At 53.5% G+C, this 22,243-nt stretch carries 20 protein-coding genes; 15 read left to right on the top strand and 5 right to left on the bottom strand.

The genetic code is table 11. The annotated features are described in order from the left end of the window. Positions 1-53 precede the first annotated feature (53 nt). From aroK to trpS, 7 genes are all read left to right on the top strand, one after another. A complete protein-coding gene (aroK, locus tag EX31_RS04725; RefSeq protein ID WP_014333540.1) occupies positions 54-575 on the top strand; it encodes a shikimate kinase AroK in 522 nt (173 codons plus the stop codon). Positions 576-632: 57 nt separating this feature from the next. Beyond that, complete coding sequence (aroB, locus tag EX31_RS04720; RefSeq protein WP_037033662.1) at positions 633-1,715, top strand: 3-dehydroquinate synthase; 1,083 nt, start codon at positions 633-635, stop codon at positions 1,713-1,715. A 127-nt stretch (positions 1,716-1,842) separates the two neighbouring features. Then, entirely contained in the window at positions 1,843-2,898 is a 1,056-nt protein-coding gene (locus EX31_RS04715; RefSeq protein ID WP_037033660.1) for an SPOR domain-containing protein, read from the top strand. Positions 2,899-2,980: 82 nt separating this feature from the next. Then, on the top strand, positions 2,981-3,796 hold the full coding sequence (gene dam / locus EX31_RS04710) for an adenine-specific DNA-methyltransferase (RefSeq protein WP_037033658.1): 816 nt from the start codon (positions 2,981-2,983) through the stop codon (positions 3,794-3,796). A 50-nt stretch (positions 3,797-3,846) separates the two neighbouring features. Continuing rightward, positions 3,847-4,524 (top strand): ribulose-phosphate 3-epimerase, encoded by a 678-nt coding sequence (rpe, locus tag EX31_RS04705; protein WP_037033657.1) that lies wholly within the window; start codon positions 3,847-3,849, stop codon positions 4,522-4,524. Continuing rightward, on the top strand, positions 4,517-5,215 hold the full coding sequence (locus tag EX31_RS04700) for a phosphoglycolate phosphatase (RefSeq protein ID WP_037033656.1): 699 nt from the start codon (positions 4,517-4,519) through the stop codon (positions 5,213-5,215). Before rpe ends, EX31_RS04700 begins: the two co-directional genes overlap by 8 nt. Before the next feature lies 1 nt (position 5,216). Then, positions 5,217-6,233: a tryptophan--tRNA ligase gene (gene trpS, locus EX31_RS04695; RefSeq protein WP_037033655.1), complete on the top strand. Its 1,017-nt coding sequence runs from the start codon at positions 5,217-5,219 to the stop codon at positions 6,231-6,233. A 64-nt stretch (positions 6,234-6,297) separates the two neighbouring features. On the opposite strand, the gene EX31_RS04690 is transcribed toward trpS, so the two are convergent. The 5 genes from EX31_RS04690 to nirB all read right to left on the bottom strand — a co-directional run bounded on the left by EX31_RS04690 (position 6,298) and on the right by nirB (position 13,860). Next, complete coding sequence (locus tag EX31_RS04690; protein WP_156106966.1) at positions 6,298-8,010, bottom strand: ShlB/FhaC/HecB family hemolysin secretion/activation protein; 1,713 nt, start codon at positions 8,008-8,010, stop codon at positions 6,298-6,300. A gap of 106 nt (positions 8,011-8,116) precedes the next feature. Next, positions 8,117-9,247, bottom strand: coding sequence for a collagen-like triple helix repeat-containing protein (locus EX31_RS04685; protein WP_037033653.1), 1,131 nt, complete (start codon positions 9,245-9,247; stop codon positions 8,117-8,119). A 239-nt stretch (positions 9,248-9,486) separates the two neighbouring features. Then, positions 9,487-10,869 (bottom strand): siroheme synthase CysG, encoded by a 1,383-nt coding sequence (gene cysG, locus EX31_RS04680; protein WP_037033651.1) that lies wholly within the window; start codon positions 10,867-10,869, stop codon positions 9,487-9,489. Between the two features lie 91 nt (positions 10,870-10,960). Further along, positions 10,961-11,311: a nitrite reductase small subunit NirD gene (gene nirD / locus EX31_RS04675; RefSeq protein ID WP_037033649.1), complete on the bottom strand. Its 351-nt coding sequence runs from the start codon at positions 11,309-11,311 to the stop codon at positions 10,961-10,963. Beyond that, the gene (gene nirB, locus EX31_RS04670) at positions 11,308-13,860 is read right to left on the bottom strand and encodes a nitrite reductase large subunit NirB (RefSeq protein WP_013573624.1); all 2,553 of its coding nucleotides are present in this window, start codon (positions 13,858-13,860) and stop codon (positions 11,308-11,310) included. Before nirB ends, nirD begins: the two co-directional genes overlap by 4 nt. Before the next feature lie 223 nt (positions 13,861-14,083). Between nirB and EX31_RS04665 the strand changes: the two genes are divergently transcribed. The 8 genes from EX31_RS04665 to EX31_RS04630 all read left to right on the top strand — a co-directional run bounded on the left by EX31_RS04665 (position 14,084) and on the right by EX31_RS04630 (position 22,046). Then, positions 14,084-15,367: a cytosine deaminase gene (locus EX31_RS04665; RefSeq protein ID WP_037033647.1), complete on the top strand. Its 1,284-nt coding sequence runs from the start codon at positions 14,084-14,086 to the stop codon at positions 15,365-15,367. A gap of 145 nt (positions 15,368-15,512) precedes the next feature. Next, positions 15,513-16,079, top strand: a complete 567-nt coding sequence (gene ppiA, locus EX31_RS04660; protein ID WP_013573626.1) for a peptidylprolyl isomerase A — start codon at positions 15,513-15,515, stop codon at positions 16,077-16,079. 141 nt (positions 16,080-16,220) lie between these two features. After that, positions 16,221-17,744, top strand: a complete 1,524-nt coding sequence (locus EX31_RS04655; protein ID WP_037033645.1) for a helicase HerA-like C-terminal domain-containing protein — start codon at positions 16,221-16,223, stop codon at positions 17,742-17,744. A gap of 243 nt (positions 17,745-17,987) precedes the next feature. Continuing rightward, entirely contained in the window at positions 17,988-19,193 is a 1,206-nt protein-coding gene (locus EX31_RS04650; RefSeq protein WP_013573628.1) for an aldose 1-epimerase family protein, read from the top strand. 97 nt (positions 19,194-19,290) lie between these two features. Then, positions 19,291-19,461, top strand: a complete 171-nt coding sequence (locus tag EX31_RS04645; RefSeq protein ID WP_013573629.1) for a YhfG family protein — start codon at positions 19,291-19,293, stop codon at positions 19,459-19,461. Continuing rightward, the gene (locus EX31_RS04640; protein ID WP_037033642.1) at positions 19,451-20,053 is read left to right on the top strand and encodes a putative adenosine monophosphate-protein transferase Fic; all 603 of its coding nucleotides are present in this window, start codon (positions 19,451-19,453) and stop codon (positions 20,051-20,053) included. Before EX31_RS04645 ends, EX31_RS04640 begins: the two co-directional genes overlap by 11 nt. Positions 20,054-20,129: 76 nt before the next feature. Then, on the top strand, positions 20,130-20,705 hold the full coding sequence (locus tag EX31_RS04635; RefSeq protein ID WP_037033640.1) for an aminodeoxychorismate synthase component II: 576 nt from the start codon (positions 20,130-20,132) through the stop codon (positions 20,703-20,705). A gap of 123 nt (positions 20,706-20,828) precedes the next feature. Next, positions 20,829-22,046, top strand: coding sequence for a bifunctional acetylornithine/succinyldiaminopimelate transaminase (locus EX31_RS04630; RefSeq protein WP_037033638.1), 1,218 nt, complete (start codon positions 20,829-20,831; stop codon positions 22,044-22,046). Positions 22,047-22,243: the final 197 nt, after the last annotated feature.

The raw sequence follows: 22,243 nt of genomic DNA, 5'->3' as shown, positions 1-22,243 counted from the left end.
TGATTGGCGGGGCGGGTTATCATCAACGAATTGTCTTAGTAATACCGAAAAACATGGCAGAGAAACGCAATATCTTTCTGGTTGGGCCTATGGGTGCCGGCAAAAGCACTATTGGTCGACAGTTAGCTCAGCAACTCAATATGGAGTTTTTCGACTCCGATCACGAAATTGAGCGACGTACCGGAGCTGATGTGGGCTGGGTATTTGATTTGGAAGGCGAAGACGGATTCCGCGACCGCGAAGAAAAAGTGATCAACGAACTGACCGAAAAACAAGGCATTGTTCTGGCGACAGGTGGCGGTTCCGTGAAATCACGTGAAACCCGTAACCGTTTGTCAGCGCGTGGCGTTGTCGTCTATCTTGAAACTACCATCGAAAAACAACTGGCGCGTACACAACGCGACAAAAAACGTCCATTATTACAAGTGAGTGCTCCGCCGCGTGAAGTGCTTGAAGCACTGGCGAGAGAGCGCAATCCTTTGTATGAGGAGATTGCCGACGTCACTATTCGTACCGATGATCAAAGTGCCAAAGTCGTTGCTAACCAGATTATCAATATGCTGGAAAGTAACTGATTATTGGTGTCCATCATTGCCTGAGGGTGTCAGTTAAAGAAGGTCACAGAGCACGACATGGAGAGGATTACCGTAACGTTAGGGGAGCGTAGCTACCCCATTACGATTGCTGCCGGATTGTTCCACGATCCGGCTTCTTTTATGCCGGTAAAGGCAGGCGATCAGGTCATGATAGTGACCAATGAAACCCTTGCCCCTCTCTATCTGGATGCAATTTGTTCAGTGCTGGAGCAGGCAGGCGTTCGTGTTGATCAGGTCATTTTGCCTGATGGTGAACAATACAAATCCCTGACTGTTCTGAATGACGTGTTCTCCGCGCTACTCGAAAAACCGCACGGACGTGATACGACTTTGATCGCTCTTGGTGGTGGCGTAGTCGGTGATTTAACCGGCTTCGCTGCAGCCAGTTATCAGCGCGGTGTGCGCTTTGTTCAGGTGCCAACCACGCTGCTTTCTCAGGTTGATTCCTCCGTTGGCGGTAAAACAGCGGTAAACCATCCGCTCGGGAAAAACATGATCGGCGCTTTTTATCAGCCTGCGTCGGTGGTGGTTGATCTCGACTGTCTGCGAACTCTGCCTGCCCGCGAAATGTCATCGGGTCTTGCGGAAGTTATCAAATACGGCATTATTTTGGATGCTGATTTCTTTGTGTGGCTTGAAGACAACATGGACGCTTTACTGGCGCTGGATATGAATGCGCTGGCGTATTGCATCCGTCGTTGCTGCGAGCTGAAAGCCGAGGTTGTGGCTGCCGATGAACGTGAAAACGGACTGCGCGCCTTGCTGAATCTGGGCCATACTTACGGCCATGCTATTGAAGCAGAAATGGGTTACGGTAACTGGTTACATGGCGAAGCTGTGGCAGCTGGAATGGTGATGGCTTGTTATACGGCCCATCGCCTGGGGCAGTTCAGTCTGGGTGATATCGCCCGGGTGAAAGCCCTGCTGACCCGCGCAGGTTTGCCTGTGACGGGCCCCGAAGTTATGGACGCGCAGTCTTATCTGCCGCACATGATGCGTGATAAGAAAGTACTGGCTGGCGAGCTGCGTCTGGTTTTACCGAAAGCAATTGGTCAGTCTGAAGTACGCTCCGGCGTATCGCATGAAATGGTGCTGGCTTCGATTGAAGATTGCCGTTAAGACTGTGGCCATAATGATGGCCAGATAACGACCGATTTTACGTTTGCCAGCAAAGCTTTATATTTTTAGTCAGGATAGTTGCTCCGCGTAAAGCCTCTTGAGGCTTTTGCCGGGTTGGAGGTTTTAGATGGATGATTTAACACCGGAAGACGATCTCAAACCAGACACCAGCGATCGCCGCCCACCGCGCGCGCGCAAACCGTCTCCTTCCATTCCAAAAGTCGCTGTATCCCGTCAGTACGTGATGATCGGCATCGGGATTGTGGTGCTGGTATTGCTGATTGTCGGTATCGGCTCAGCCATGAAGTCACCTTCCTCCAGCCAGCCTGCTCAGCAGACCAATGGTCCGAAAGACATCAGTCTCTCAGGTAACGATGCTGCGGCACCTGCTCAACCTTCTGCTCAACCTTCTGCTCAGGCTAATACGGCGCAAGCCGTAGACGGTCAACAGCCAGCTGATGGCCAGCAACCGAAGAGTATCGGTTTACCGCCAGTTTCCCCGACACCAACCGAAGCCGAGCCTGTTCCCAATAATGGTCAGGCGAAAGAACGTGTCGATTTGCCGGGTGATATGAGCGATGCGCTTTCTTCCCAGCAAAATCAGGTCGATGGCGTGGCACAAGGCAGTATGGCGCCTGCGGCTCAGTCACTGACTTCTTTGCCGACCGCACCAGCGACCGTCAACGGTTCAGCTCATACTCAGGCGCCGGCAGGTTCTCAGCCGTCAGCCACCCATGTACGTCCGGCACAGTCTTCGCGTAATGCGCAGCCTGCTCATACCTCGAAACAGGCTGAGCATAAGACATCAGCAACGGCGTCGCATACCGCGAAAACGCCGGCAACCAAATCCTCCGCGTCACCTGCTCCGGTTGCCTCTGCACCGGCAACAGCTTCTGGCAGCACATCTGCCATTAAGTCTGCGCCAGGTACGCACTTTACCCTGCAACTGAGCGGCGCTTCTCAGTCCAATACACTGAATGCGTTTGCAAAACAGCAGGGCCTGAAAAATTATCTGGTTTATCAGACCGCCCGCGACGGGAAGCCGTGGTTTGTACTGGTGAGTGGTAACTACGCTTCTTCTGCAGAAGCCAAACGTGCTATTTCCAGCTTGCCTGCGGAAGTTCAGGCGAAAAAACCGTGGGTCAAGCCTGTACATCAGGTACAGCAAGACCTGAAAAAATGAAACTGATCTCAACGCGATTTGCTGTCTAAAAACAGGATACAATCCGCGGCTGTGAATTGTATATAAGTAGCTAACTGACGGCATGAAGAAGAACCGCGCGTTTTTGAAGTGGGCTGGCGGCAAATACCCGCTGATTGATGACATCAAACGTCATCTTCCTGTGGGAGATTGTCTGATTGAGCCTTTTGTTGGCGCGGGCTCCGTATTTTTGAATACCGAGTATGACGCTTATATTCTGGCGGACATCAATAGCGACCTGATCAATCTCTACAACATTGTGAAGACACGCACTGAAGAATTCGTGCGTGATGCTCACGTGCTTTTTACGCCAGAGTTTAACGAATCAGATTGTTTTTACGGCCTGAGGGCTGAGTTTAATGCCAGCAGCGATACTTATCGTCGCTCGGTACTTTTCCTCTATCTTAACCGCCATTGTTACAACGGCCTGTGTCGTTATAATCTCAGTGGCGCGTTTAATGTGCCTTTCGGGCGTTATAAAAAGCCTTATTTTCCTGAAGAAGAACTCTACTGGTTTGCTGAAAAAGCGAAGAATGCAGTATTCGTGTGTGAGCATTATCAGGACACGTTGCTGAAAGCGCAGTCTGGCTCGGTGGTTTATTGTGATCCGCCTTATGCCCCGCTTTCTGCTACGGCAAATTTTACGGCGTACCACACCAACAGTTTTAGCATGGATGATCAGCGTAATCTGGCTCGTCTGGCGTATCAGCTTTCCAATGAGAACGATGTGCCGGTGCTGATTTCCAACCACGAAACACCACTTACGCTGGAATGGTATGCACAGGCGAAACAGCTGCACCGCGTGTCAGCGCGCCGCACTATCAGCAGTAAAGTTGCCCAGCGCAGCATGGTGAATGAACTTTTAGCGCTATATCGCTGATTACCGGCCAAGCGGTGATCATCGGATAAACCTATCGTTTGGAGAAGCGGATGAAACAGTTTTTGATTGCACCGTCCATTCTGTCTGCTGACTTTGCCCGTTTGGGCGAAGACACAGCGAAAGCTCTGGAAGCGGGCGGAGATGTGGTCCATTTTGATGTGATGGATAACCACTACGTCCCCAATCTGACGATGGGGCCAGCCATTCTTAAATCGCTGCGTAACTACGGCATTACCGCGCCGATCGATGTTCACCTGATGGTCAAACCGGTTGATCGTCTGATCCCGGATTTTGCCGAAGCCGGTGCCTCTTACATTACTTTCCATCCCGAAGCGTCCGAGCATGTCGACCGCTCCCTGCAGCTGATTAAAAGCCATGGCTGTAAAGCCGGTCTGGTGTTTAACCCGGCAACCTCCCTGAGCTATCTCGAATACGTGATGGATAAACTCGACGTGATCCTGCTGATGTCGGTGAATCCTGGCTTCGGCGGGCAGTCGTTTATTCCGGGCACACTGGATAAACTGCGTCAGGTTCGCAAGATTATTGATGCCAGCGGTTATGACATTCGTCTGGAAGTAGACGGTGGTGTGAAAGCCGACAATATCGGCGAAATCGCCGCTGCCGGTGCAGATATGTTTGTCGCCGGTTCCGCTATCTTCAATCAGCCGGATTACCGCACGGTGATTGACCATATGCGCAGTGAACTGGCTAAGGTCTCCCATGGCTGACATCCTCGCCGCCCGCGGTTTAGGTTTTGACCTCGACGGTACGCTGGTCGACAGCGCGCCGGGTCTCTCTGAAGCCATGGATATGGCGCTGCGTGATTTCAATTTACCTGTCGCAGGCGTTGAGCGTCTCAGTACCTGGATTGGCAATGGTGCTGACGTGATGGTTGAGCGTGCCGTTCGCTGGGCCGAAGGCGATTTGTCGCCAGAGTTTCTGCAGAAAGTGCGCGATAAATTCGATCACTATTATGCCGATACTGCCGCAGGTGGCAGCCGTTTATACCCGCAAGTCAAAGAGACGCTGGCTGCACTGGCCGCAGCCGGGCTGCCAATGGGGCTGGTGACCAACAAACCCACGCCTTTCATCGCGCCTTTGTTGCAATCGTTGGGTATCGATAGCTATTTCACGGTCGTGATTGGCGGCGACGATGTTGTGGCGAAAAAACCGCATCCGGCACCGGTCTACATGACCCTGGCACTGCTCGGATTGCGCGCCAGTGAAATGGTTTTTGTCGGTGATTCTCGCAATGATATTCATGCTGCGCAGGCCGCTGGTTGTCCGTGTGTGGGCATGACTTACGGCTATAACTACGGTGAAACTATCGCGCTGACCAAACCCGATCGCGTACTGGATAATTTCGCCGACCTTTTGCCCACTTTAGGGCTGTTATCTTTAAAAGATCAGGAAGCATAAAATGAGTAAACCCATCGTATTTAGTGGCGCACAGCCCTCAGGCGAATTGACCATTGGCAACTACATGGGTGCGCTGCGTCAATGGGTCAAAATGCAGGACGATTACGAATGCATTTACTGCATCGTCGATTTGCACGCGATCACCGTGCGTCAGGATGCGGAAAAGCTGCGCAAAGCGACGCTGGACACCCTGGCACTGTATCTGGCGGTCGGCATTGATCCGAAGAAAAGTACCATCTTCGTGCAGTCTCATGTTCCTGAACATAGTCAGCTAAGCTGGGCGCTGAATTGCTACACCTATTTCGGTGAGCTGGGTCGTATGACGCAGTTTAAAGACAAATCAGCGCGCTATGAAACCTCCAACAGCGAAAGCATCACCGCTGGCCTGTTTGATTATCCGGTGCTGATGGCGGCGGATATTCTGCTGTACCAGACCAATCAGGTGCCGGTTGGTGAAGACCAGAAACAACATCTGGAACTGAGCCGCGATATCGCCGCACGTTTCAACGCGCTTTATGGCGATGTGTTTACCGTGCCGGAGCCGTTCATTCCGAAATCCGGTGCACGCGTGATGTCATTGCAGGAACCGACCAAGAAGATGTCAAAGTCGGATGACAACCGTAAAAACGTGATTGGCCTGCTGGAAGATCCGAAAGCGGTGACCAAAAAAATTAAAAGCGCGATGACGGATTCTGAAGAGCCGCCAGTCATCCGTTACGATATTAAAAACAAGCCAGGCGTTTCTAACCTGCTGGATATCCTTTCTGGTGTGACGGGCAAAGCCATTCCTGAGCTGGAAGCTGAATTTGAAGGCCAGATGTATGGTCATCTGAAAGGTGCCGTTGCTGAAGCGGTTTCAGGCATGCTCACTGAAGTGCAGGAACGTTTTAACCGTTTCCGCAGTGACGAAGCTTATCTGCAACAGGTCATGAAAGAAGGGGCTGAGAAAGCCCGTGCCCGTGCCAGCGTGACGCTGAAGAAGGCCTACGAAGCTATTGGCTTCGTCAGCTACGAATAAGTCAAGCCCGGCACTCCATCAAAAAGCCACGTCTTTTAAGACGTGGCTTTTTACTTTCAGGATTTCACGAGCCGGTGTTGAAGTTATAGGTAAAGGTCGCGTTATAGCGCCAGTCGCGGGACGAACTGTCGAGCGGCACATCGCCAATCGGTCTGGCGGCTTCCACGGATAATGAATAGTGACGGTTATCGCCAAACATCACGCCAATGGCGTAAGACGACAGATTTTGTTTGGGCAGCCCCGGCTGGTTAAATCCGGTATGCGCGGCATCTACCACGGCGTAAGGCTGAATGGTTTTCAGCCACACTCCCTGTTCCAGTGTATGGATATAGCGCATTTCTACCTGCCCGCCGACGCCGTAATCCCCCTGCGCATCGCTGTCCGGATAGCCGCGCCCGTAATGCAGGGCACCGAAATTCACCCGCTCAGGCTCCGGCAAATCATTGTCCGACCAGTCACCTTCAACCGACGCGCTGAGCCGCCATTTTTTATCAAACAGATAAGCCGAGTCACCGTTAAATTTCCAGCGGGTAAACGTCAGATCTGCATTGGGTGTGGAGTTCGTCGCCCCCAGACCGTCGATCCCCTGACGGACATTGAAGGTGGTATTCCAGTAAGCCTGATCATATTCCCGGTAGCCGGTCAGTGACAATTCTGCGGCCGGATAGCGGATCCGCTGGCTGACCTGCGGCAGGTCAATCTGCTGATTGCCCAGCCTTGCCCGCAAATCGTATTGGTATTTTTTATCGAGATAATCCAGACCGCCGCTGACCGTCCATTGTTTTTTCCGCGTCAGCTGCAACGGATAGCTGAATACCACGCCGCCGTTATATTGTGTCTGGGTGTTTTGCGCCCCGACGTCGATGCCGTTGGGCAGCAGTAATATGCTGTTGTAATCCTTATCTTTCTGCTGGTAATAACTGCCTTTCAGCTGCATCAGCAACCCGTCGTCGCCAAGATATTGCTGATAGTTCAGACCGGCGTAGGTCTTACGGGTATCGCTTTCCAGCGGGATTAAGGTCGCAATGCCGAACTGCTCGCCGTAGGTGCTCAGGCCGCTTAGCGTGGCGTTAACCACGGCAGAACTGTCACCTTTGCGGGTATCGACCGCTGTCGCAATATTCCAGTTCCGCTGGCGTACCGCGTCGACATTCAGCGTGGTCGCGCCGTAAATGTTGTTCGGATTATTGGCCGAGGCGCTGACTTTGGTATCCGGCGTGCGTCCCATCAGAAGGGTGTACCGTTCAAAGGCATCCTGCGTCAGCGGTTTCTCCGCCATGATATGTTGCGATAATTTACTCAGCCAGCGGCCCACCTGCTGATTGTCGCTGCGGATTTGCGTACCGGAAATGTATCCCTCCACCAGACCGATGCTGAGCACGCCCTCTTTAAAGTTATCGGCCGGAATATAGGCGTAAGAGAGAATAAAACCGTCGCGGTGATAGCGTTGGGTGATCGTGTCGGTGGCCGCCAGTAATGCCGAAAGCGGCACCTGTTTGCCGATAAAGGGGGCGAAGGGCGCGGCCAGTGAATCCAGCGGATACTGAGTGCCGCCGACAAACTGAATGTGTCTGACGTCAATCAGGGTCTGGGGTGTCAGGCTGGGAGGAGACTTTTGTGCGGGTAAGGCGATATTTTGCGTTTTGGCCGGAGGCTGGGAAATCGGCTGCGCCAGTTTGGCCGGGTTATTCGGGTCGATCAGGGTAGGAAACATATCTGCCGAGCTGTAGCCAATGGCAGAACCCAGTAAAGCCACTATGCAGGATTTTATTCTCATAAACATTCCTTTGAACGCACAGGGAAAAGTTACCACTCAGAGATGCCAGCCCGCTCTCCGCCAGAACCGGAGAGCGGGCTTTTTCTACCAACGCTCATTAACAGATTTACGGCGTGGTTTTGACTTTCAGACCCAGGCCGCCGGTCAGTCCTCCCACTGTGGTGCCTACCCCGGCCAGTAAACCGCCGGATTGCGTGACGGATGCGCCAGCGCCCGCCGAAATGCCGCCGGAATTGCTGGCGGTAGAGGTGGTCGTGCTGCTGGCAGGAACCAGAATGGTCCCGGTTTTAGACACGGCCTGTCCGGTGCCGGTGACCACCTGTCCGAGACCAGCCAGCGCCGGTGTGGTGGTTGCCAGTTGCGTCCCTGCGCCGCTGACGGTAGTGCCCACCTGATTAAGCAAGCCATTAACCGGTGCGCCCAGCCCTGTTGCGCCGCCGACGGCTTGTGTGGTGCCCTGAACTTTGGCGACAACGGGCGTCACGATACCGGTGGTCGCCGTGGTGACTTTAGAAAGCTCACCGGTTTGCACGTTTGTCGCTAATCCGTTACCCGTTGTGGTGACCACTTTCCCGACGTTATTGACCAGCCCGCCTGCTGCGGATGTCACGCCGCTGACCGGTGTTCCTGTGGTATTGGCAGCCAGCGAAGTCCCCAGCCCTGACACGCCGGTGCCCAAATCCGCCACGGCAATGGGGACGCCGGCGACGGTGGTGCCGACGGCGTTCGGATTGGTGCCGAGTTGTCCCAGCCCGTTTTTCACGCCGCTGCCCACGTCAGTCACCGCTTTACCGGTACTGTCGATGATGGTCACGACGCCAGTCCCGGCGACCGGAATATTACTGATCGGTGTCTGGGTGGCGATGCTGCTGACCTGCGTACCCAGACCACTGACCGCGGTGCCTGCGCTGCTCAGGATCGTCGCGCTGGCAAGCGTGGTTGACGGTGTTGTCCCTGTGCCGCCGCCAGTCCCGGTTCCTCCACCGCTACCGGTGCCTGCCCCGGTACCCGATCCTGTGCCGCTTCCATTCCCGGCGGTGGAGGTTCCGTCACCGCCCGTTGAAGTCCCGGTCCCTGAACCTGTGCCATCGCCGGTCGTTGCTGAGCCGGTGGTGGACGTTTTTGCCGTATGAGAAGAACCGCCGCCGCCACTGCCGCTACAGGCAGCCAGTGACAGGGCGACTAAGATTGCCAGGGCAATCTTGTTAACATGACCAACATGAATGGTATGGCGCATGATTTGACCCTCCACGGGAGATTACGCCACAGTTGGCGTAATTAAAGTTTAAGTTGAAGATTCTGAATATTCCATTTGGGTGCAGTGATTATTTTGAATTTTGACTGATTAAGGTGAGATAACAGGAATTATGTTCTGTTATAAGATTTATCTTATAAGTGCGGGGAGAGAAGTGAATCTGAATTCACTTCTCTGAATTGATTAATAAAATAAATGGAGTTTTTTTGAACAGAAGGGCATCACAGACAGGTGTCGCTGGCAAACCAGTTGAGTTTCTGACGTAAGCTCACCACGCTGCCGACAATAATCAGACTGGGGCTTTGCACCTTTTTCGCCAAAATTTCGAGCTCTGTGAGCTTCCCTGTCACCACTCGTTGTTGCTGGCTGGTGCCGTTTTCTACCAGTGCGACAGGCGTTTCTGCTGCCAGGCCATTCTCCAGCAACCGGCGCTGGATCTCTCCGGCCTGCGTAAGCCCCATATAAAACACCAGTGTTTGCTGAGTTTGCGCCATGCAGGCCCAGTCTAAAACTCCATCCTGCTTCGCATGGCCGGTGATCAGCCGCACGCTTTGCGCGTGGTCGCGGTGGGTCAGCGGAATACCGCTGTAAGCGGAACAACCGGAGGCCGCCGTGATGCCAGGTACCACGGAAAATGCGATACCTGCGGCTTTCAGTGCTTCCAGTTCTTCGCCGCCACGACCAAAGATAAACGGATCGCCCCCTTTGAGACGGACAACGCGTTTGCCCATCTGCGCCTGTTCCAGCAGGATTTCATTGATGCGCTCCTGCGGCACACAATGGTGTCCGGCACGTTTGCCCACGAAAATCCGCTCCGCGTCGCGACGTGCCAGATTCAGCACGCTGTCAGAAACCAGCCGGTCGTAAACCACCACGTCGGCCAGTTGCATCTGTTGCAAGCCTTTGAGCGTCAGTAATCCGGCATCCCCCGGTCCGGCGCCGACCAGAATCACTTCGCCATGTTTGTCCACAGGCTCGCGGAATAATTCTTCAAGGTATTCGTGGCTTTGCACGTTGTCATTGTTCGCCAGCGACTGCGCCAGGCGATGATGATTAAACAGTTTTTCCCACCAGCGACGGCGCTCAGAAGCATCAGGAAAATGTGTTTTTACCCTCGCCCGCAATCCGCCCGCGACCTGTGCCAGTTTGCCCAGATGCTGTGGCAGAATGGATTCCAGACGTTCGCGCAGCAAACGCGCGAGTACCGGCGCATTACCGCCGGAAGACACCGCGATCATCAGCGGAGAACGGTCAATGATCGACGGCATGATCACGCTGGCACTTTCCGGCGCATCGACCACGTTGCAGAACACGCGGCGGTGATCTGCGGCTTCGCTGACTTCCTGATTCACCAGATCGGAATCGGTCGCAGCGATCACCAGCCATTTTTCATCCACCAGCAGCGGTGAGAATTCACCGCGTAACAGGCGGACTTTGCCTTCATCTGCCCAGATCTGAAATTGCGGCGTAAAGGTGAGGGCGTTCACCGTTAGTTTTGCGCCAGCTTCCAGCAGCAAACGCGCTTTACGCTCTGCAACATCACCGGCACCGACCAGTAAGCAGGCTCTGTTTTTTAACTGACAAAAAAGGGGCAGGTAATCCATAGATAATATTCTCTGAGGCGGCGTTCTTTGAAATAGCGTTCTTTGGAATGAATAATAACGCCGCCCGGAGGCGGCGTGGAAGGCGCGGCGTTTAGCCGATTTCAGCCCGAAGCCTGGCGGTGTTGATTTCCACATTTCCGTTCTGTACGCGGACCTCGTAAGCCGGAATCGAATACTGCTCGTCTTCCATGCAGATACCGTCGGTCAGGCGGAAATGCTGTTTTTTCAGCGGACTGGCTACCCAAAGCTCGCCCTGATGTTCAGCGATAATCCCGCGTGACAGCACGCTGGCCTGTGCGAAAGGGTCGATGTTCGACAGCGCAAAAATCTGCTCATCAGCATAAGGACGAAACAGCGCGACCTGCTGATCGCCTGCCAGTGCGCAAACACCGCAGGCAGGCAGGATCTGGTCGACAGAACAAAGCGTTAACCATTGGCTCATAATACTTCCTCCCCGTCGGCGATTTGTCTTACCGGGATACGTTCGTCAGGACGCGCCGGACGATGCTGCTGACGCTCCCCGACGAACTGCACGTTCGGGTCACGCTGGCTGCTGTTGATAAAGTGACTGAAGCGGGTTTGCGCCGCCGGATCGTTCAGCGTTTCCTGCCATTCACAAACCGCTGAGTCGCGCAGGCGTGTCAGTTCGGCTTCGAGCTGGTCGTTAAGTCCCAGTTTGTTATCGATGATGACTTTACGCAGGTAGTCGATACCGCCTTCGAGATTATCCATCCAGACCGAGGTACGTTGCAGTTTATCGGCAGTGCGGATGTAGAACATCATGAAACGGTCGAGATAACGCAACAGGGTATCGTTATCCAGATCGGCGGCCAGTAAATCACCGTGCCGTGGTTTCATGCCGCCGTTGCCGCAGACATACAGGTTCCAGCCGTTTTCCGTGGCGATAATCCCCACGTCTTTGCCCTGTGCTTCCGAGCATTCACGGGTACAACCGGACACGCCAAATTTCATTTTGTGGGGCGTGCGGATGCCTTTGTAGCGGTTTTCCAGGCTGATGCCGAAACCGAGGCTGTCGCCCACGCCGTAACGGCACCAGGTGCTGCCGACGCAGGTTTTTGCCATACGCAGGGCTTTGGCATAGGCCTGACCGGTTTCGAAGCCAGCGTTAATCAGTTTCTGCCAGATGGCGGGTAAATCGTCCTTTTGCGCGCCGAACATGCCGATACGCTGCGAGCCGGTAATTTTGGTGTAGAGATTATATTCAGCTGCGATTTCACCAATTGCCTGCAAGCCTTGCGGTGTGATTTCACCGCCCGGCGAGCGCGGTATAACGGAATAGGTACCGTCTTTTTGCATGTTAGCAAGGAACACATCGTTGGTATCCTGCAATGGCGTGTGCTGCGGTTTCAGCACGTAATCGTTCCAGCAGGAAGCCAGCAGCGATCCGACGGTCGGTTTACAGACTTCACAACCGTAGCCTTTGCCGTATTTATTCAGCAAATCGTCGAATGAGCGGATGCCTTCCACGCGGATCAGGTGATAAAGCTCCTGGCGCGAATAGGCGAAGTGTTCGCACAGATGATGGTTAACTTCGATGCCTTGTTTGCTGAGTTCAGCATTTAGCACCTGCGTTACCAGCGGGATACAGCCGCCGCAACCGGTACCGGCTTTGGTCGCCGATTTCAGTGCTGCCACAGTGTGACAACCGCCCTGAACCGCTTTGATGATATCGCCTTTGGTGACGTCAAAACACGAGCAGATTTGCGCGCTTTCCGGCAGGGCATCGGTGCCAATCACCGCGCCACCACTGCCTGCGTGAGCGGGCAGGATCAGCGCATCGGGATTTTCCGGCAGTGGAATACTGTTCAGCACCAGTTGCAGCAGATTGCCGTAATCGCTGGTATCACCGACCAGCACGGCACCGAGCAGCGTTTTATTGTCTTCGCTGACCACCAGGCGTTTGTACAACGCTTTGGTTTCATCCAGATAAACGTAGCTGCGTGCGCCCGGCGTGCGGGCATGCGCGTCGCCGATACCGGCCACATCCACGCCTAACAGTTTCAGTTTGGCGCTCATGTCTGCGCCGGTGAAGGCGTTATCGCGACCGAGTAAATGATCAGCGGTGACCTGCGCCATTTTGTAGCCCGGTGCCACCAGACCGAAAGTACGCTGATTCCACGAAGCACATTCGCCGATGGCGTACACATCCGGGTCACTGGTCTGGCACTGGTCGTTAATCACAATGCCACCGCGCGGAGCGATCTCTAAATCACACTGGCGCGCCAGTTTGTCCTGCGGGCGGATACCGGTGGAGAATACGATGAAATCGACTTCAAGGAAGGTGCCGTCGGCGAACTCCATCGTTTTACGGGCAGACGTGCCGCCCTGAACAATCTGTTGAGTATTTTTGGCGGTGTGGACGCGTACGCCCATGCTTTCGATTTTCTGGCGTAGCTGGCTGCCGCCCTGCGTATCGAGCTGTTCCGCCATCAGGCCGGGGGCGAATTCTACCACGTGGGTTTCAACCCCGAGGTTTTTCAATGCACCGGCGGCTTCGAGGCCGAGTAAACCGCCGCCGACCACGGCACCGCGTTTGCTACGACGGGCGCAGGATTCGATGGCATGTAAGTCTTCAATGGTGCGGTAAACGAAGCAATCCTGACTGTCAGAACCCGCGATCGGCGGCACCCACGGGTAGGAGCCGGTGGCGATAATCAGTTTGTCGTAATACACCGTGCGGCCGCTGCTGGAATGAATGACTTTTTCACTGCGGTTGAGCGTAATCGCCCGTTCGCCAATCAGCACATTGACGTTATGTTTTTCGTAGAATCCTTCGCGAACCAGCGACAGTTCTTCGGCAGTATGATGTGAAAAATAAGAGGAAAGATGGACGCGGTCATAGGCCACGCGCGGCTCTTCACAAAATACCGTGATATCGAACTGGCCCGGTTCTGCTTTATCCAGTAAATCTTCGATAAAGCGATGGCCGACCATGCCGTTGCCAATAATCGCGATTCTGACTTTGCTCATAATTGCCTCAATATTGATTTTCTGAGGCTAAACATAACCCGCGCGTAACAGGGGGTATTGATGCAAATCAAGCCAGTTCCAATATACTCCTTAGGGGGTATTTGACTGATTTTATTGGGTTTTTGCGTAACCTTTCGATTTATAAACACTTTCAGGCTATTGTTCTAAGATTGGCTTTAACATCACCGACAACGCAGTCTTACTAAAAATGATGAGGTAACGCGTGACGAAAACTCTTTTGCGTACCGTGAAAAATGTACGGTTGCCTGACCGGGAAGGGTTGTGGCAGATAGATATCGAAGGCGGCGTGATACGCCAGATTGTCCCTCAATGGGATAATGCCGACTATGGCGAGCATATCCTGGATGCTGAAGGGGGGTTGGCAATCCCTCCTTTTATCGAGCCGCACATTCATCTCGATACCACTCAAACCGCCGGTCAGCCAGCATGGAATCAGTCCGGTACGTTATTTGAAGGCATTGAACGCTGGGCAGAACGCAAGGCGCTGTTGTCGCATGAAGACGTCAAACAGCGCGCCTGGCAGACGCTGAAGTGGCAGATAGCCAACGGCATCCAGTATGTGCGCACCCATGTGGATGTGTCTGATCCGACGCTGACGGCACTCAAAGCCATGCTGGAAGTGAAAGCTGAAGTCGCGCCGTGGGTCACGCTGCAAATTGTGGCGTTTCCGCAGGAAGGCATCATGTCGTACCCGAACGGCGAAGCCTTGCTGGAAGAGGCGCTGAAGCTGGGCGCTGACGTCGTCGGTGCGATTCCCCATTTCGAGTTCACCCGCGAATACGGTGTGGAATCGCTGCATAAAACCTTCGAACTGGCGAAAAAATACGACAAGCTGATCGACGTCCATTGCGATGAAATTGACGATGAGCAGTCGCGTTTTGTCGAAACTGTGGCCGCGCTGGCCTTGCGTGAAAACATGGGGGCGCGCGTTACCGCCAGCCATACCACCGCGATGCATTCCTATAACGGCGCGTACACTTCGCGTTTATTCCGCTTGCTGAAAATGTCAGGTATCAACTTTATCGCCAATCCGCTGGTCAATATCCACCTGCAGGGACGGTTTGACACCTATCCGAAACGCCGCGGTATTACGCGTGTGAAAGAAATGCTGGAGGCGGGGATCAACGTCTGTTTCGGCCATGATGATGTGTTTGACCCGTGGTATCCGCTCGGCACCGCCAATATGTTGCAGGTACTGCACATGGGGCTGCATGTCTGTCAGCTGATGGGATATCAGCAAATTAATGACGGGCTGAAGCTCATCACCACCTACAGCGCCCGCACGATGAATCTGCAAGGTTACGGTCTGGAAAGTGGCTATGCTGCCAGCCTGGTGATCCTGCCTGCACAAAATGGTTTCGACGCGGTGCGCCGCCAGACACCGGTACAATATTCTCTGCGCGAGGGCGTACTGATCGCGCAAACACAGCTGGCAAAAACCCTCATCCATCTTGATGAAGATCACCCTGTGGATTTCAACAGCTAAGGCAGTGAAAAATATGATGTAATATTCTGAAATAATTGGAATATTTATTCCCAAGCGTAAATAAAGGTAAAGGTCTGGCGCTAAGCGTAAAGCCTCTTTAGAATCAGTGGGATCTGTTGTTTGTATTCTGAAGAAAGGAACCGTCATGTTTAAACGTACTTTAGTGGCCCTGACTGCGCTGCTATCCCTGACTGCAATGGAGCCTGTTCTTGCGGCCGCCCAAACCCATGTCATGCTGACCACTTCAGCGGGGAATATCGAATTGGAACTCGACAGTGCGAAGGCACCGGTTTCTGTGAAGAATTTCGTTGATTACGCTCAGAGCGGCTATTACAACAACACCATTTTCCACCGCGTGATCCCGGGCTTCATGGTGCAGGGTGGCGGTTTTACGGCTGACATGCAGCAAAAAGCGCCCAAAGAGCCGATCAAGAACGAAGCGGACAATGGCCTGCGTAACCTGCGCGGCACCATCGCCATGGCGCGTACTGCCGATAAAGACAGCGCGACCAGCCAGTTCTTCATCAACGTGGCAGATAACGCCTTCCTCGATCACGGTCAGCGTGATTTCGGCTATGCCGTATTCGGTAAAGTCATTAAAGGGATGGATGTGGTAGACAAAATGTCTCAGGTCAAAACGGATAATGTCGGGCCTTACCAGAACGTGCCGACGACGCCGATTGTGATCCTGTCTGCGAAAGTGCTGCCTTAATTTTTCAGCCCTTCCTCCAGAATACTGTTTTTCTAAGCCTCCGGTTCCGGGGGCTTTTTATTGCCTATTTATTGACGCTCCTTTGATGAGACTTATAGTTTTATAGAAAGCTCCCCGCCTCCCACTTTCAAGGACAATGAAATGAGTGAAGCCCGTCTGATTGCCAAAGCCATGAATGAAGGTAAACCGGTACAGGATCTGGTGATCCTTCCTGCGCTGGCGAACCGACATGGACTGATTACCGGCGCGACCGGTACCGGTAAAACCGTCACGCTGCAACGAATGGCCGAGCAGTTTTCCCGTATCGGTATTCCGGTTTTTCTGGCCGATGTGAAAGGGGATTTATCCGGTATTGGTGCTGAGGGTGTGGCGTCGGAAAAACTCGCCGCGCGGTTGAATGATATTGGCGTGACGGACTGGCAGCCGCAGGCATGCAGCATTATCCCGTGGGATATCTTTGGTGAAAAAGGCCATCCAATCCGCGCGACGATTTCTGACCTCGGGCCGCTGCTGCTGGCGCGATTGCTCGATCTTAATGACGTGCAAAGCGGCGTGCTGCAACTGGTGTTTAAGATTGCCGACGACAACGGCTTGTTGCTGCTCGATATGAAAGATTTGCGTGCCATGGTGCAGTTTACCGGTGATAACGCTAAACAGTTCCAGACGCAGTACGGCAATATTTCTTCCGCTTCCATCGGCGCCATTCAGCGAGGCTTGCTGACGCTGGAAGGTCAGGGCGCAAATCAGTTCTTCGGTGAGCCGATGCTGGATATTAATGACCTGATGAAAACCGACAAGAAAGGCCACGGTATTATCAACCTGCTGGCCGCGGATAAGCTGATTAATCAGCCTAAACTCTACTCCGTTTTCCTGCTGTGGCTGCTGGCTGAACTGTTTGAGCATCTGCCGGAAGTCGGTGACCCTGAGCAGCCCAAACTGGTGTTCTTCTTTGACGAAGCTCATCTGCTGTTCAATGACGCCCCGCAGGCGCTGCTGACAAAAATTGAACAGGTCGTGCGGCTGATCCGCTCCAAAGGCGTGGGAATTTACTTCGTGACGCAAAACCCGCTGGATATTCCTGACAGCGTGCTCGGACAGCTCGGTAACCGCGTACAGCATGCCTTACGCGCCTTTACGCCGCGTGATCAGAAAGCGGTCAAAGCGGCGGCGCAAACACTGCGCGCGAATCCGGCTTTCGACGCTGAAACGGCGATCACTGAACTGGGCGTTGGCGAGGCGCTGGTGTCATTTCTGGATGAAAAGGGGCGTCCTGAAATCGTTGAGCGGGCGATGGTGATAGCGCCGGAATCGAAAATGGGCATGACTGGCGACGACGAACGTAACAAAGCGATCAACCAGTCGCCTCTGTATGGTCGCTATGAAGACAGCATAGACCGTGAATCTGCCTACGAAAAAATCACCGCACAAGGTTTCGGCACGATCAACACGCCGCAATCCACAGGCCCGGCAAAACCGGCGGCGCAAACCCCTTCCGGCGGTGGGCTGATGGGTGGACTGAATGAAATATTGTTCGGCAGCACCGGACCACGGGGGGGGAAACGTGACGGTGTGGTACAGGTTGCGGCAAAAAGCATGGCGCGTGATTTAGGTCGTCAGATCCTGCGTGGGGTTCTCGGTTCCATTATGGGAGGCCGTAAAAAGTAACATCCTTCTGCTAACGCGCATGAGCTGAAACGCATCAGCTTATGCGCGTCTCTTCCTGCCTGATATCTCAGTTTCATTTGCAATTTCTCTCTGAAATTACGATTTTTTGCGAGGTCTGGCACGTTACTGCCTGTCATTTAGCATAAAAACCGCCCAACTTGAAGGCTGTCACGTTTTTCGCCTGCCGGACTTTGTAGGCTGAATTGCTTTTGGGCTAAATCAATTCAGCAAAAAGGGGTTATTGTGAAAAAATTACTCGTTACCGGGATCGTTCTGGGGCTTTTTTCGTGGCAGGCCACTGCACAAACCATCGTGCTGACGGATGCTGAAGCCGGTACAGAACTGGGAAACTGGAAGACTGACAACAAAAAGCTGAACATCGCGGGCGCGGATTTCAGCATCGAACAAAAAGTGCTTCACGGTGGCAAACAGGAAGGGTCAAAAGTCATTACTATTACCAGCAAAGGGCTGACGATTGCACTGAGCCCGACGCGCGGGATGGATTTACTGCACGTGACCGGCGATAACATCCGCTTAGGTTGGGATTCTCCGGTTCAGGAGGTGGTGAATCCGGCCTATATCAACCTTGAAAGCCGTAACGGCGTGGGCTGGCTGGAAGGTTTCAACGAAATGATGGTGCGTTGCGGCTTTGAATGGACCGGACATCCTGTTACTGCTGACGGCATGATTTACACGCTGCACGGTCGGGCGGGCAATACACCAGCCTCGAAAGTGGTGGTTGATATTGCCGATAAAGCCCCTTATGAAATCACGGTGCGCGGCTTGCTGAAAGAAGACACCTTTAAGAAAGCCAAGCTGGAAACCTGGACTGAGCTGCGTTACGTGCCGGGTAGCCATTCGTGGACCATCCACGACACCCTGACTAACCAGTCGGATTATCCACACGACTACCAGATTATTTATCACAGTAATTTCGGTCAGCCGATCCTTGAGCAGGGCGCCCGTTTCATTGCGCCGCTGAAATCAATTTCTCCGTTCAATGATTACGCCAAAAAAGGTTTAGCAGACTGGCAGACTTACGCCGGGCCAACCAAAGGCTTCGACGAGATGGTCTTTAACATGGTTCCGCTGGCGGATGCACAGGGTAAAACCATTGCTGGCGTAGTGAACAAAGCGGGCAACAAAGGAGCATCGATTGAATTCGATACCCATCAGTTGCCGCTGCTGACGCTGTGGAAAAACACCGACACTCTGAAGCAGGGTTACGTTACGGGTATCGAACCGGGCACCAACTATGCGTATCCGGTCACTATCGAACGTAAACAAGGCCGCGTGAAACAACTGCAACCCGGCCAGAGCACGGTGTTTGAACTGAAATATTCACTTCTGCCGGATGCGCAGGCGGTGAAACAGCTTGAGGATCGCGTGAAAACGCTTCAGGCAGATCATAAAACAGACGTGAACGAGACCCCTATCGCTGTTGAATAATCCGAGTTTAGGGCGCTGAAGCTGGCGCCCTTTTTTCTCTGTCTATACTTAACTCCACAAGGTATGTGCCCGAATGGCTGTACCCAGGGAGGAAATAATGGCGAAGAAACTGACACTCAGGCAGCAGGAAAAACTTTTTCGCGAACGTCAGCGGCAGAACTTTCAGGCCAGTAGCGCGCTGGATGGTTTGCAGGTTGAGGTTATCACGTTAGACAACGAACAAATTTCACAACGTCTCACCGAACTGAGGAAGCACTATGAACGATAAACTCGTGCCCGGTGCCGACCCTTACTATTATACCGGCATCAATGTGCTGAAAAACCGGCTGGAAATCCGTGAAGAACATCGTCTGTTGCAGGCCGAACTCGCATTTACTGCCCTGCGCGCGTCAGCGATGCCGCTTGGGCCTGCGGTGATGGGACTGCCGCATCTGTGTGCGGTGCATCTGTCTTTGTTCCAGGATATTTACGCCTGGGCAGGCGAGTTCCGTGAAATCGATATCTACAAGGATGACACTCAGTTTTGCCATTTCGAATACATCGAAAAAGAGGGCAACGCGCTGATGCAGGAGCTTGAAGAAGAAGAGTTTCTGGTCGGGTTACCCCTGGATAATCTCGCTGAGCGTCTGGCTCACTATTACACCGGCCTGAATCTGCTGCATCCGTTCCGCGAAGGTAACGGACGTGCGCTGCGGATCTTCATCGAGCAACTGGTCATTCATGCTGGCTACGATATTGACTGGTCCAAAGTGGATCGTGAGCGCTGGCTGGCGGCCAATAAAACGGCGGTGTTTGGTGATGAATCCGCGCTGGTGGCAATTTTTAATACTGTTGTCAGTGAAATCCCGGAAGAACATTGATCGACAAAATACTGAGCCTGAGCTGAAAAATGCGTAGAATTGCCCGGTAAATTTTCCGACTTTTACCGGGTACACTATGCTGCTGCTGATCGACAACTACGATTCCTTCACCTACAACCTCTATCAATATTTTTGCGAGCTAGGTGCAGAGGTGAAAGTGATGCGTAATGATCAGCTGACGCTCACCGACATTGAACAGCTTTCCCCCTCACATCTGGTGATTTCTCCCGGCCCGTGTACGCCTGATCAGGCTGGCATTTCCCTGCAAGCGATTGCCCATTTCTCCGACCGTTTACCGATACTTGGCGTGTGCCTCGGGCATCAGGCGATGGCGCAGGCGTTCGGCGCGAGCATCGTCCGCGCCCGGCAGGCCATTCACGGCAAAACATCCCCTGTCCGCCATACCGGCAGGAGTGTCTTTACCGGGCTGAATAATCCGCTGACCGTGACGCGCTACCATTCGCTGGTGGTCGCGCCACAGACGCTGCCCGATTGTTTCGAGGTTACTGCATGGACAGAACGGGATGGTGGTCGTGACGACATTATGGGCATCATGCACAAAACCTTGCCGCTGCATGGCATTCAGTTCCATCCTGAAAGCATTTTGAGCGAGCAGGGGCATCAGCTTTTGGATAATTTCCTTAAAATCTAATCAGTTAATATTGCTGAAAAAATTACTTACCCATCAGATGCGATTTCTGTTTGCCTGTGTGTGATTTTTTATGCATATTTTGTGATTATATTTTCATATCAATGGTCGTGAGGGAGAAGGGTAATGGCGGAAAAATCATCGGTAGATCGGGGCACATTCGATAAAGTTATTTTGCCGGTTTATTCACCTGCGAAATTCATTCCCGTGAAAGGTAAAGGCAGTCGCGTGTGGGATCAGCAAGGGAACGAGTACGTTGATTTCGCCGGGGGTATCGCTGTGACGGCGCTTGGACATTGCCATCCGGCACTGGTGAAAGCGTTGCACGAGCAGGGCGAAACCCTGTGGCATGTCAGTAACGTATTTACCAATGAACCCGCCCTTCGACTGGCGCAGAAGCTGATCGACGCGACCTTTGCCGACCGCGTATTCTTCGCCAACTCCGGCGCTGAAGCCAACGAAGCGGCCTTTAAACTGGCGCGCTATTACGCCTCGCACCGTCACAGCCCGTACAAAAGTAAGATCATCGCTTTCCATAATGCCTTCCACGGTCGCACGCTGTTCACGGTTTCCGTGGGTGGCCAGCCGAAATACTCCGACGGCTTCGGCCCGAAACCCGCTGATATTGTGCACGTGCCGTTCAATGACCTGGATGCCGTAAAAGCGGTGATCGACGACCACACCTGCGCCATTGTTGTCGAGCCTGTGCAAGGGGAGGGCGGTGTCACGCCTGCGACCAAAGCGTTTCTGCAAGGTCTGCGCGAGCTTTGTGACAAACATCAGGCGCTGCTGGTGCTGGATGAAGTACAAAGCGGCATGGGGCGCAGCGGCAAGTTGTTCAGCTACATGCATTACGGCGTGACACCGGACATCCTGACCACTGCCAAAGCGCTCGGCGGTGGTTTCCCGGTTTCCGCCATGCTGGCAACCGAAGACGTGGCCTCGGTGATGGAACCGGGCAAACATGGCACCACCTACGGCGGTAACCCGCTGGCCTGCGCCGTCGCTGAAGCCGCGCTGGATATCATCAATACGCCAGACGTGCTGGCCGGGATCAACGAGCGCCGCGAGAAATTCATCAGCGCGCTGGAGGCCATCAACCAGAAATATCACATCTTCAGAGAGTTCCGCGGCCAGGGTTTGCTGATCGGCGCCGAGCTTTCTGATGCGTATAAAAACCGCGCCGGAGAATTCCATGCCGCCGCCGCCGACTGCGGGCTGATGATGCTGGTCGCCGGACCGAATGTCATGCGGTTTGCGCCATCGCTTGTGATCGACTTCGCGGATATTGAAGAGGGGATGGGAAGGTTTGAGAAAGCAGTGGGGAAAGTTTGCGGGGGGTGAGCCCCACGCCTCCGTCTTTAAACGCTTGATCGAGACAATTTCGGTTTCTCACTAACATTTATCACATGGCCTCTCGCGCCGAAACCGACCAAGAGGGAAAAGTGCTTTTTCCCTCTTGGATCTCCCTTCGCTTTTTCACTGCGCGCTGTCGCGGGCACGGTGGACATGTTCTGGCGCATTAGTGTGTGGCGCAAAAT

This window comes from Rahnella sp. WP5 (assembly GCF_000745615.1).
Classification (GTDB): Bacteria; Pseudomonadota; Gammaproteobacteria; order Enterobacterales; family Enterobacteriaceae; genus Rahnella; species Rahnella aceris.
The sequence above is the reverse complement of the archived record's forward strand: the minus strand, read 5'-3'. Positions and strand labels throughout refer to the sequence as shown.

What these genes read in the sequence shown, in the direction of transcription:
- aroK (WP_014333540.1), top strand. Translation starts at nt 54, where the DNA reads ATGGCAGAGAAACGCAATATCTTTCTGGTTGGGCCTATGGGTGCCGGC.
- aroB (WP_037033662.1), top strand. Translation starts at nt 633, where the DNA reads ATGGAGAGGATTACCGTAACGTTAGGGGAGCGTAGCTACCCCATTACG.
- EX31_RS04715 (WP_037033660.1), top strand. Translation starts at nt 1,843, where the DNA reads ATGGATGATTTAACACCGGAAGACGATCTCAAACCAGACACCAGCGAT.
- dam (WP_037033658.1), top strand. Translation starts at nt 2,981, where the DNA reads ATGAAGAAGAACCGCGCGTTTTTGAAGTGGGCTGGCGGCAAATACCCG.
- rpe (WP_037033657.1), top strand. Translation starts at nt 3,847, where the DNA reads ATGAAACAGTTTTTGATTGCACCGTCCATTCTGTCTGCTGACTTTGCC.
- EX31_RS04700 (WP_037033656.1), top strand. Translation starts at nt 4,517, where the DNA reads ATGGCTGACATCCTCGCCGCCCGCGGTTTAGGTTTTGACCTCGACGGT.
- trpS (WP_037033655.1), top strand. Translation starts at nt 5,217, where the DNA reads ATGAGTAAACCCATCGTATTTAGTGGCGCACAGCCCTCAGGCGAATTG.
- EX31_RS04690 (WP_156106966.1), bottom strand. Translation starts at nt 8,010, where the DNA reads ATGAGAATAAAATCCTGCATAGTGGCTTTACTGGGTTCTGCCATTGGC.
- EX31_RS04685 (WP_037033653.1), bottom strand. Translation starts at nt 9,247, where the DNA reads ATGCGCCATACCATTCATGTTGGTCATGTTAACAAGATTGCCCTGGCA.
- cysG (WP_037033651.1), bottom strand. Translation starts at nt 10,869, where the DNA reads ATGGATTACCTGCCCCTTTTTTGTCAGTTAAAAAACAGAGCCTGCTTA.
- nirD (WP_037033649.1), bottom strand. Translation starts at nt 11,311, where the DNA reads ATGAGCCAATGGTTAACGCTTTGTTCTGTCGACCAGATCCTGCCTGCC.
- nirB (WP_013573624.1), bottom strand. Translation starts at nt 13,860, where the DNA reads ATGAGCAAAGTCAGAATCGCGATTATTGGCAACGGCATGGTCGGCCAT.
- ppiA (WP_013573626.1), top strand. Translation starts at nt 15,513, where the DNA reads ATGTTTAAACGTACTTTAGTGGCCCTGACTGCGCTGCTATCCCTGACT.
- EX31_RS04655 (WP_037033645.1), top strand. Translation starts at nt 16,221, where the DNA reads ATGAGTGAAGCCCGTCTGATTGCCAAAGCCATGAATGAAGGTAAACCG.
- EX31_RS04645 (WP_013573629.1), top strand. Translation starts at nt 19,291, where the DNA reads ATGGCGAAGAAACTGACACTCAGGCAGCAGGAAAAACTTTTTCGCGAA.
- EX31_RS04640 (WP_037033642.1), top strand. Translation starts at nt 19,451, where the DNA reads ATGAACGATAAACTCGTGCCCGGTGCCGACCCTTACTATTATACCGGC.
- EX31_RS04635 (WP_037033640.1), top strand. Translation starts at nt 20,130, where the DNA reads ATGCTGCTGCTGATCGACAACTACGATTCCTTCACCTACAACCTCTAT.
- EX31_RS04630 (WP_037033638.1), top strand. Translation starts at nt 20,829, where the DNA reads ATGGCGGAAAAATCATCGGTAGATCGGGGCACATTCGATAAAGTTATT.